Here is a 9,754-nt window from a genome sequence, read left to right as displayed (position 1 = left end):
GGTTTGCTCCAGCTCGCCTGTGAGCAGATATTCCTCTTTTAAGGGTTGTGGTGCCATTCTGGGGTAGATGCAGGACGAACCCAGGAACATCAGTTTGGTCACGTCATTCAGGTACGAGGCATGGATCACGTTGTTCTGGATCATTAAATTCTCGTATAGAAATTCGCCCCTGAAGACATTGTTTGCCATAATACCGCCCACTTTAGCTGCGGCCAGGAATACATATTCCGGTTTTTCGGTTGCGAAAAAGTCGTTTACTTCCTGTTGATTCCTTAAATCTAATTCTTTTGAACTGCGTGTGATAATTTGGGTATAGCCTTGTTGCTGCAATTTTCTTGCTATTGCAGATCCGACCATACCGTTGTGACCGGCTATATAGATTTTTGAAGTATGTTTCATGACTTGGTTTTCAGTTTTTCTTTGGCAAGCAAGTATAAAAACTTACTGTTTGTTGTTAAATACCTCTTAAATAGTCTTTTTGGTTCCTGTATTAAGCGATAAACCCATTCCAGACTATTGTCCTGCATCCATTTTGGTGCCCGCTTTTGTGCGCCTGTGAATACAGGTAGTGCACCTCCGATACCAATCATTAATGCAGGGACTTTGCCTTTCATTTCGGCCATCCACATTTCTTGTTTAGGGCAGCCCAGGGCAACAAAGATCAGGTGAGCGCCGGAATCTTTAATCCGTTGCTCATCCTCCAGCTTTTCTGCGTCAGTAAGCTTGCGAAAGGGTGGGGAATACAGGCCTGCTACCCTTAAAGTTGGATAAGCCTCGCGGATATACGTTTCTGCGGTGTTCAGTGTTTTCTGATCGCCACCGTAGAAATAAACAGACAGGTCGCTTTTCTCGCACTCGGCAAGGAGTGCAGGCAGCAGACTCATTCCGTCTACGCGGTCCTGTTTCAGGTTGTATTCATATTTGAAGCCTTGCGCCAAAGGCATACCATCTGGAGTTACGATATCGGCCTGATTTACCACATCTGCATATTTAGGGGTGTTGTGTGCCTCAATGAGCATATGCACATTGGCAACACAAACGTAAGATGAAACCCTTTCTATGGCGTATTTAAGAATAGCGCCTATAAATTCGTTGTACGATCCACTTGATACATCAATGGAAAGAAGTCGTTTTTTTACTAACATAATGATGCATTTTATTCAAATTGATTTTTAACTGCATATCCTGATTCTTTTAGCATTCTTTCCTTTTGGAAGTGCTGTAAATCTGAGTTCATCATATCGTTGACCAATCCTGCCAGGTCATATTTTGGCTCCCATTTTAATTTTTCTTTACATTTTGAAGGGTCACCGATCAATAGGTCCACTTCTGTAGGGCGGAAGTAACGCTTGTCTACTGCTACAACTTCTTTCCCGATTTCGACCAGGTAGTCCGGATTGCTGCAGGAAACAACTGTTCCTACTTCGTCTACACCTTCGCCGGTAAACTCAAGGGTGATGCCTACTTCATCAAAGGCCATTTTGATAAAATCACGTACGGTAGTGGTAATTCCTGTTGCGATCACGAAATCCTCAGGGGTGTCATGCTGCAGGATCAGCCACATGGCTTCAACATAATCTTTGGCATGTCCCCAGTCTCTTCGTGCATCGAGATTTCCCAGGTATAATTTATCCTGCAATCCCAGTGCGATTTTAGCCGTTCCGCGAGTGATTTTTCTGGTTACAAATGTTTCTCCGCGTAATGGACTTTCATGGTTGAAAAGTATGCCGTTGCAGGCAAACATACCGTAAGCTTCGCGATAGTTGACCGTGATCCAGTAAGCGTACATTTTTGCAACCGCATAAGGTGAGCGCGGATAGAAAGGAGTAGTTTCTGACTGTGGCACTGCCTGTACCAGACCATATAGTTCAGAGGTTGAGGCCTGGTATACTTTTGTTTTCTTTACCAGCCCCAGAATTCTGATGGCTTCCAGGATTCTGAGTGTTCCTATGCCATCGGCGTTGGCGGTGTATTCAGGAGTTTCGAAACTTACCTGAACATGGCTCATTGCACCTAAATTATAAATCTCATCAGGCTGTACTTGCTGAATGATCCTTATTAAGTTAGTTGAGTCGCTTAAATCTCCGTAATGTAATACGAAGCGGATGTCGCTTTCGTGTGGATCCTGATAGAGGTGATCAATACGGTCGGTGTTGAATAGCGAGCTGCGACGTTTAACGCCAGATTTAATTGGGAATGATTTACTTGTTTTTTAAAATTTGAGGCAAAAACAACAATTTGGTGGTGTTGTTTGTGTATGCTTGCCTTATTTGTTTGTAAAAATAAGGTTATATGATGAGAATTGGTAATTATTTATGATAAAATAGTAAATTTTTTTATCTTTTTTAGTTTATATGTGCTTAAAGCTTGAGTTTTTGCCTTCTATTATTACTATAATGATATATTATTATGAATAATTGGTTATTTTAATATTATTTTTTTGTTAAAAATGGGAAGTCTTGTTCTTTTTGTAGCTTAAATTATATATTTGTAAGGCATTTGGTTGTTTTATGCAAAAAAAATGACGATCAATGTTATCTTTTTGTTAAGTTTTATTAAAAATCATCTGAATCCTTATTGTTTTACTTAAATAATGTTAACTTATCATGCAAATTACAAACATATGTTGTATCGGAGCCGGTTATGTAGGTGGCCCTACAATGGCGATTATTGCTAAGCAGTGTCCTGAAATAAAAGTAACCGTGGTGGACCTGAATGAGGCCCGGATAGCTGCCTGGAACGACCAGGATATGGACAATATGCCGGTGTATGAGCCGGGGCTTAGCGATGTGGTTGCTCAAGCCAGGGGTAGGAATCTCTTTTTCTCTACTGATGTGGATAAAGCCATAGACGAAGCGCAAATGATTTTCATTTCTGTGAATACGCCAACCAAAACTTATGGTTCGGGCAAGGGGATGGGCGCGGATTTGAAATGGATTGAATTGTGTGCAAGGCAGATTGCAAGAGTTTCGAAGTCAAATAAAATTATTGTGGAGAAATCGACCCTGCCTGTAAGGACCGCAGAGGCGATAAAGGATATTTTGCAATATGCAGGCAATGATATCGAATTCCAGGTATTGTCTAATCCTGAGTTTCTTGCTGAAGGTACTGCGGTGGAAGATCTGCTGAATCCTGATCGGGTGCTGATTGGTGGGGATTCTTCGCCGGAAGGCAAGCGTGCTATTGAGTCGCTGGTTGAAATTTATAACAACTGGATTCCCAGAGAGCGTATTTTAACAACTAATGTATGGTCATCTGAGCTTTCTAAATTGGTTGCGAATGCATTTTTGGCGCAGCGGATCTCTTCGATCAATGCGATATCTGAGTTGTGCGAGAAAACTGAAGCGGATGTAAATGAAGTTGCCAGAGCGATAGGGATGGATAGTCGTATCGGTCCTAAGTTCCTGAAAGCGTCTGTAGGTTTTGGTGGTTCGTGTTTTCAAAAAGACATTTTAAACCTGGTATACATATCGAGGTCATTCGGGCTGACGGAGGTAGCTGATTACTGGGAGCAGGTGATCATTATGAACGATCATCAGAAAAAAAGATTTGCGTTAAATATTGTTCGTAAACTTTACAATACGGTATCGGGTAAAAAGATTGCGTTTTTGGGCTGGGCTTTTAAAAAGGATACCAATGATACCCGTGAATCTGCAGCGATCTATGTGGCAGATTATTTGTTGAATGAGCAGGCTGAACTCCGGGTGTATGATCCGAAGGTGGTTGAAAGGCAGGTTTATGCGGATCTGGATTATTTGGGTTCCAGAACTGCTGAGCAGAACAGGGCGAGTATAGGTGTTGGGGCTGATCCTTATGAGGTGTGTAAAGGTGCGCATGCAATAGCTGTGCTTACGGAGTGGGACGAGTTTAAGGATTACGATTGGGAAAGGATTTATGACGGCATGTTGAAGCCGGCAAAAATTTTTGACGGACGAAATTTGCTGGATGCAGACAAATTAAGGTCGATTGGCTTTATTGTTCAGTCTATAGGAACCAAGTCTTTAAAGAAGCAGCTGGTTGCTGTTTAAAATCTATATATTCGTTAATTAACATCCCTAAGTTTATTATGTTTAAGTCGAAACCTTCTTTGGTAATTCTGGCTGCCGGTATGGCGAGCCGTTATGGTGGTAACAAGCAAATCGAATCATTTGGCCCTTCGGGCGAAACAATTATGGAGTATTCCATATACGATGCCATTAAGGCGGGGTATGGAAAGGTAATTTTTATTATCCGGGAAGAGTTTTCGGATTCCTTTAAGGCGGCAATTGAGCCCAAGTTAAAAGGTAAAATTGAGCTTGAATATGTTTATCAGAGTTTAGATAAATATAGTGGTGGGCGCGCAATTCCCCAGGCGCGTGTGAAGCCTTTTGGTACGCAGCATGCCTTGTTGTGCTGTAAGGATGTTTTGGATGCTCCTTTCTCGGTCATCAATGCAGATGACTTTTACGGGTTTGATGCCTTTAAGCAATCGTTCGATTTTTTGAGTAATGGTATTGAGGATGGCAAGTATGCTTGTGTTGGATATGAGTTGAAAAATACGTTAAGTGATAACGGATCGGTTACCAGGGGAGAGATCAATGTGAATGCCGATGGTAATATTATTGGCATTACAGAACGGAAAGAAATCTACAAAAAAGACGGAAAAGCATTTACTAAAATTGCAGGGGCTGATCTTGAGCTTGCTTTAGATACCAAGGTTAGCATGAATTTCTTCTGTTTTACGCCGGCCTTTGTGAATTGGAGTGAACTGGAGTATTATAAATTCCTGGATGCGAATCTGGATGACCTGAAAGCAGAATTCCTGATTCCTGAGGTAACCGATACGCTGATTAACTCGGGGAAAGGTGCGGTGAAAGTGATTCCTACCGAGGCCAGGTGGTTTGGTGTTACGTTCAAAGAAGATGCGCCCATTGTGAAGGCGCAACTTCAAAAACTTAGTGATCAGGGGGTTTACCCTGCAAATTTATGGGAGCGGGAAGTGCTCTCGGTAGTTGACCAGGGGGCTTAAAAGCCTTTGATCAACCGAAGCGACGCTCCGAAGGAATTATTTAAAAGCTTGCCCTGGTCCAGCGCTGTAGCAAAACCAATCCTGTAATTATTTTTCAACGCCTTTAGTCCTTCAAGGTAGACTGAAAATTGCTGAACCGGGATGAATATGTTGTTGGACCTGGGGCTGCTGTTGTTTCCTGTTGTATTTCCGTAAATACTTGTTCCGAAGGTTCCGTAGTTCCAGGAATGAGTGATTTTAGTTGCAAACGTCCAGGTATCAATTTCACCTTCAAAACCCAGGTGTACTGCTACAACCCTGTTGTTGATAAAATAGTCTGCCTTTTTTGATGCCTGACCTTCTCTTGCGTCGCTTGCGGGCGTGATCAGGGGATTTCCGATCCCTGGTCCAAAGTAAGACCAGCCATTTCGGTAAAAGGCATTGTTGTAGTAGTCTTCGTCGCCGGACTTGGTTTTTTTAGACCATGGATAGCCTGCCTGATCTTTGGAGTAAAAGAATTCAAATAGCGCTTTTTTCCATTTGAATCCGCTGATTTTGGTGTTTTTGTCGTTGTTTTCGATGCTGACCCCATTTAGACCATCGGCAATGTTGGCGAGCTTTGCCAATGCCCCAACATCATAGAAGTTCTGGCGGTAGATCATGATCTTGAATTTCTCGAAGTTGTATTCGGCACCCAGGTCCAGTGATCCGATCTGGTTGCCGATCTTGGAGCGCCCAACGCCTTTGCCTTTATATGTTTTTCCCAGGAAGACATAATAAAGTGTTTCGAATTTGGATAGGTCGAAGTCCGCGCCGTAAAGATCTTTTTCGTTGCCCCAGAAAGTCTGGTGGTTGAAGCCTCCGTAGAGTTTTAGTTTCCAGTCGGGCTTGCCGATCCGCATGTAAAGGGACTTTTGATGTAAATAGCTGCTTTCTGTGGAGCCTTTTATTTTTCCGAGCAAGCCATGTGCGAAATTTCCCTTTATGGAAAAAAGGCCCTGGAATACCGGGATCGTATAGTAGTTCGGGATGGAGATCTCTAATTTAGGGATGCCCAGTGCGTTCCCTGACATGGTGAAGTTACCTGAGCTTAATGAGGTGTCGCCGTTTAGTCCCATTACATCCTTGCTTCTGCCGGCTTTTAGCTGGAATACGCCAACTCTTAATTTTGCGTAGGCTTCAATTAGGGTGAGGTTGGATTTATTGCCTGCATTTCCTCTTCCTTCGAAACCCATGCCCCAGTCGACTAGTTTTTTTCTGTTGCTATTGCTGTCGGTTTGCAGGTACTGGCTGTAAGGTTTATATGCTCGGAGGATAAGACTGCCGGATACGCCCTCGAGCGGTACGGATCCATATTGATTTGAGCGCATCCAGAAAGGTACTACATCTCCGGTGGTTCCCGTGGCTTGCAGTTCGGCTTCTGTCTGGATTTTATCGAAAATTTGGGCGTTTGTTTTGACGACAACCGTAAAGGTTATAAATAGAAAAAGTACTAAAGATCTGATAATAGGGTAGATAAAATTCATAGGGTTGATGTGATTTGTGTTCGATGTACAGGATAAAACGAATTATTTTTTGATTTTCTTACATTTTTGATGTTATTTTTTGGTTAAATATTGCTTTTAACAATTTATTTACATTTAGTTGTTGATTATTTAATGTTAAAAGTATAGTTTTAGTATTTTTTGGTTTGAATTTTGTTGATTTATTGATGTAAAATTACTTTTTTGCTGAAAATTATATCAAATATATTCTTTTTTCTGCTTAAAAATTTTAAATTTGTGTATGTTTTACACTAAGTCCTCTCCGTAATATGAATTAAACGACGAAATACCAGAAAATACCATTAATAACAGACATATAAATAAAAATCACTCCCTATGATAATAAAAAAAGTCTTAACAACAGGAGGTGTCCGAGTCATCGGTACCTGTATAGTGCTTGGGTTTGCATCAAATCGAATGTACTATGAAATTATAATTGCGGATAATACTAATCCTGAATTCCTATGTTAACACGTTACATCTACCTCCTCAGATATGTTTTGCTAATTACTGATGTAATTATGCTAAACATCGTCTATTTTAGCGCATATTACCTCTCTCTTAGTTTTGGAAAGTCAATTCCAGATGAACTTCACCAGCATTATCTTGTGGTTTGCAATTTAATCTGGCTATTTAATACCGCCGTATTTGGTTTGTATACACTGTATGGTGCCAGAAAACTCACCAGGATCTATCGAGGAACCTGGAGAAGTGTAGCTTTGCACATTGTCCTGTTTACCGGATACCTGATGTTGTCGAAGGATCATGACTTTTCGAAAACCTTCCTGCTGACCTTTTATGTCCTGCTTTGCTTTTCTTTCTTATTGAACCGTTTCTTGGGTACTGCGATACAGTACTATTTCTTAACCCGGTTTAACGGTGCGAAAAAAGTTGCCGTAATGGGCTCAAACCGAACTGCTGTCCGGATTTCGAATTATTTCCAAAAACAAAGGAACATACAGTTTTGTGGCATTGTTGGTGGTGATGAGCACATGTTTTCGGTGAGTGGGAATGAACTTTCTGAAGCGACCTGTACCAAGCTTGCAGAGGCTGCGGGTAATGGTGTGGTGGATCTTTACGTTGCCGTGGCGCCGGAAAGAATGACCGATGTGAAGCCACTTATGCTGGAAGCCGAAAAGCATTGTATCCGGCTTAAATTTATTCCTGATTTCGGAGGGTCTTTAGGGACTCCTTACACCGTAAGTTATCTGGGGGGTGAGTTTCCCATCATAACGCTCCGTAAAGAGCCACTTGAAGAAATGAGCAGCAGATTCAAAAAACGTTTGTTTGATGTGGTATTCAGCTCTTTGGTGATCATTTTTATTTTGAGCTGGCTTTATCCTTTAATCGCTATACTGATAAAGATGCAAAGCAAAGGACCTGTTTTGTTTAAACAGCTGAGAAGCGGCAGGAATGATGAGCCTTTCTGGTGCTATAAGTTCAGGAGCATGAAGGTGAATGATGCCAGTGATAAGAAGCAGGCCACTAAGGATGATGACCGAATTACGCCTATAGGTAAATTTCTGAGAAGATCCAGCTTAGATGAAATGCCCCAGTTCTTTAATGTATTTATGGGTAGCATGAGCGTAGTTGGTCCAAGGCCTCACATGCTGAAACATACCGAAGAATATAAAGCCATAATCAACCAGTATATGGTGAGACAGTTTTTGAAGCCCGGAATAACCGGCTGGGCGCAGGTTAACGGATTTAGGGGAGAGACAAAAGCGACCGAGGATATGGAGAACCGTGTGAAATGCGATATCCACTACCTGGAAAACTGGGATTCTATGTTCGATGTGAAAATTATTTTTATGACCGTATTAAATGTGATGCACGGTGAGGATAATGCTTTCTAATTTTTAACCTATAAAATTAATGAAAAACACCTACGTTTTAATTTTGGCAGGAGGCATCGGAAGCCGTTTCTGGCCAAAAAGCAGGAATAACTTTCCTAAGCAGTTTATTGATATTTTAGGTACTGGAAAATCATTGTTGCAGCTCACTTTTGAGCGATTTTCTGAGCTTTGTCCGCCCGAGAATATATATATCTTAAGTAATGATCAGTATGCGGGTTTGATTGCTCAGCAATTACCGGAGCTGCCGGTATCAAATATTATTGCGGAACCTACCAGAAACAATACCGCACCCTGCATCGCCTATGCGTCCTTTAAAATCGCAGACCTGAATCCRGAAGCAAATATTATCGTTGCCCCTTCAGATCAGCTGATATTGAAGGAAGATATTTTCCTGGAGAAGATCCGGATAGCGCTTGATGGGGCAGATAAAGATGACAGGTTGTTTACGTTAGGCATTTCGCCAAGCAGACCGGATACAGGTTATGGATATATAAAATATAACCCGACCACCTCAGGTGAGATACATCAGGTGATTCAGTTTCTGGAAAAACCAAACCTGGAAAAGGCTAAAGAATTTGTGGCCAGTGGTGATTACCTGTGGAATGCCGGCATTTTTGTATGGAATGTAAAATCGATATTGAAAGCTTTGGAAATACATGCACCCGAGATCTATGATCTTTTTAATAAAGGAAAGGTTTTTTACAATACCGAAGGCGAGAAAGATTTTATAAAGGAATATTACCCATTGTCGCCTAATATTTCCATTGATTATGCCATCATGGAAAAAGCCGACAATGTTTATACTGTGCCGGGTGATTTTGGCTGGTCGGACCTTGGGACCTGGGCCTCCCTTTATGAGGTGCTTGACAAAGACCAGTACAATAATGTTTTTTCCGGTCACCGGGTAAATCTGGCCGAGACAGAGAATTGTATGGTTCAGATTCCGAAGGATAAAGTAGCGGTGATTAAAGGACTGAATGATTATATTGTAGTTGACGATGGCAAAATTTTGCTGATTTATCCAAAAGCCCTTGAGCAAGAGATAAAGGCGGTATCCAATAATGTAATTGAAGTTTGTGGAAATGATTTTTCTTAAGGATTTCTAATAAGGTCAAATAAAGTATGTTTTAAGAACCGGCTATCCCAGCCGGTTTTTTTGTTTTTCTCTGGATATTTTCGTCGCAGCTATCTGGTTTGGTCAGGAGATCTCTCCTTCGCTCGAGATGATTGTTATGACTCATGCAAGTATTTTTTAATATAATTTATGCCGCAATTAATTGATTACTGACATAAGGTTTCTGATGACTTACCACTGCAACCACTCTTAGGGCAATCTTATTTCTTATTGCATTTAAGATGCTCATGGG

Annotated in this window: 7 protein-coding genes and 1 pseudogene; 4 read left to right on the top strand and 4 right to left on the bottom strand. The window is 41.4% G+C overall.

Features of this window, described 5'->3' with window-relative positions:
- From AC1DDX_RS18840 to gmd, 3 genes and pseudogenes are all read right to left on the bottom strand, one after another.
- A partial coding sequence (locus AC1DDX_RS18840) for an NAD-dependent epimerase/dehydratase family protein (RefSeq protein WP_477622408.1) occupies window positions 1-399 on the bottom strand: 399 nt, incomplete at its 3' end.
- The gene (locus AC1DDX_RS18835; protein ID WP_337718138.1) at window positions 396-1,145 is read right to left on the bottom strand and encodes a WecB/TagA/CpsF family glycosyltransferase; all 750 of its coding nucleotides are present in this window, start codon (window positions 1,143-1,145) and stop codon (window positions 396-398) included. The genes AC1DDX_RS18840 and AC1DDX_RS18835, both read right to left, overlap by 4 nt.
- 11 nt (window positions 1,146-1,156) lie before the next feature.
- Window positions 1,157-2,182, bottom strand: a pseudogene (gmd, locus tag AC1DDX_RS18830) (GDP-mannose 4,6-dehydratase); the annotation flags it as partial.
- A 424-nt stretch (window positions 2,183-2,606) separates the two neighbouring features.
- Between gmd and AC1DDX_RS18825 the strand changes: the two are divergent.
- Together AC1DDX_RS18825 and AC1DDX_RS18820 are read left to right on the top strand one after the other, a co-directional pair.
- A complete protein-coding gene (locus AC1DDX_RS18825) occupies window positions 2,607-4,028 on the top strand; it encodes a UDP-glucose 6-dehydrogenase (RefSeq protein ID WP_172661988.1) in 1,422 nt (473 codons plus the stop codon).
- Between the two features lie 38 nt (window positions 4,029-4,066).
- Window positions 4,067-5,008 (top strand): nucleotidyltransferase family protein, encoded by a 942-nt coding sequence (locus tag AC1DDX_RS18820; RefSeq protein ID WP_172661987.1) that lies wholly within the window; start codon window positions 4,067-4,069, stop codon window positions 5,006-5,008.
- Here the strand turns inward: AC1DDX_RS18820 and AC1DDX_RS18815 are convergent.
- Window positions 5,005-6,513 (bottom strand): capsule assembly Wzi family protein, encoded by a 1,509-nt coding sequence (locus AC1DDX_RS18815; RefSeq protein WP_337718140.1) that lies wholly within the window; start codon window positions 6,511-6,513, stop codon window positions 5,005-5,007. The genes AC1DDX_RS18820 and AC1DDX_RS18815 overlap by 4 nt on opposite strands.
- Before the next feature lie 482 nt (window positions 6,514-6,995).
- Here AC1DDX_RS18815 and AC1DDX_RS18810 point away from each other — a divergent pair, with 482 nt between their 5' ends.
- On the top strand, window positions 6,996-8,387 hold the full coding sequence (locus AC1DDX_RS18810; protein WP_172661985.1) for an undecaprenyl-phosphate glucose phosphotransferase: 1,392 nt from the start codon (window positions 6,996-6,998) through the stop codon (window positions 8,385-8,387).
- 19 nt (window positions 8,388-8,406) lie between these two features.
- Window positions 8,407-9,483: a mannose-1-phosphate guanylyltransferase gene (locus AC1DDX_RS18805; RefSeq protein WP_337718142.1), complete on the top strand. Its 1,077-nt coding sequence runs from the start codon at window positions 8,407-8,409 to the stop codon at window positions 9,481-9,483.
- Window positions 9,484-9,754: the final 271 nt, after the last annotated feature.

The organism is Pedobacter sp. 10L46_2 (assembly GCF_056395165.1).
Note: the sequence above shows the minus strand (reverse complement) of the source record. Positions and strands in the feature narration are given on the sequence as shown.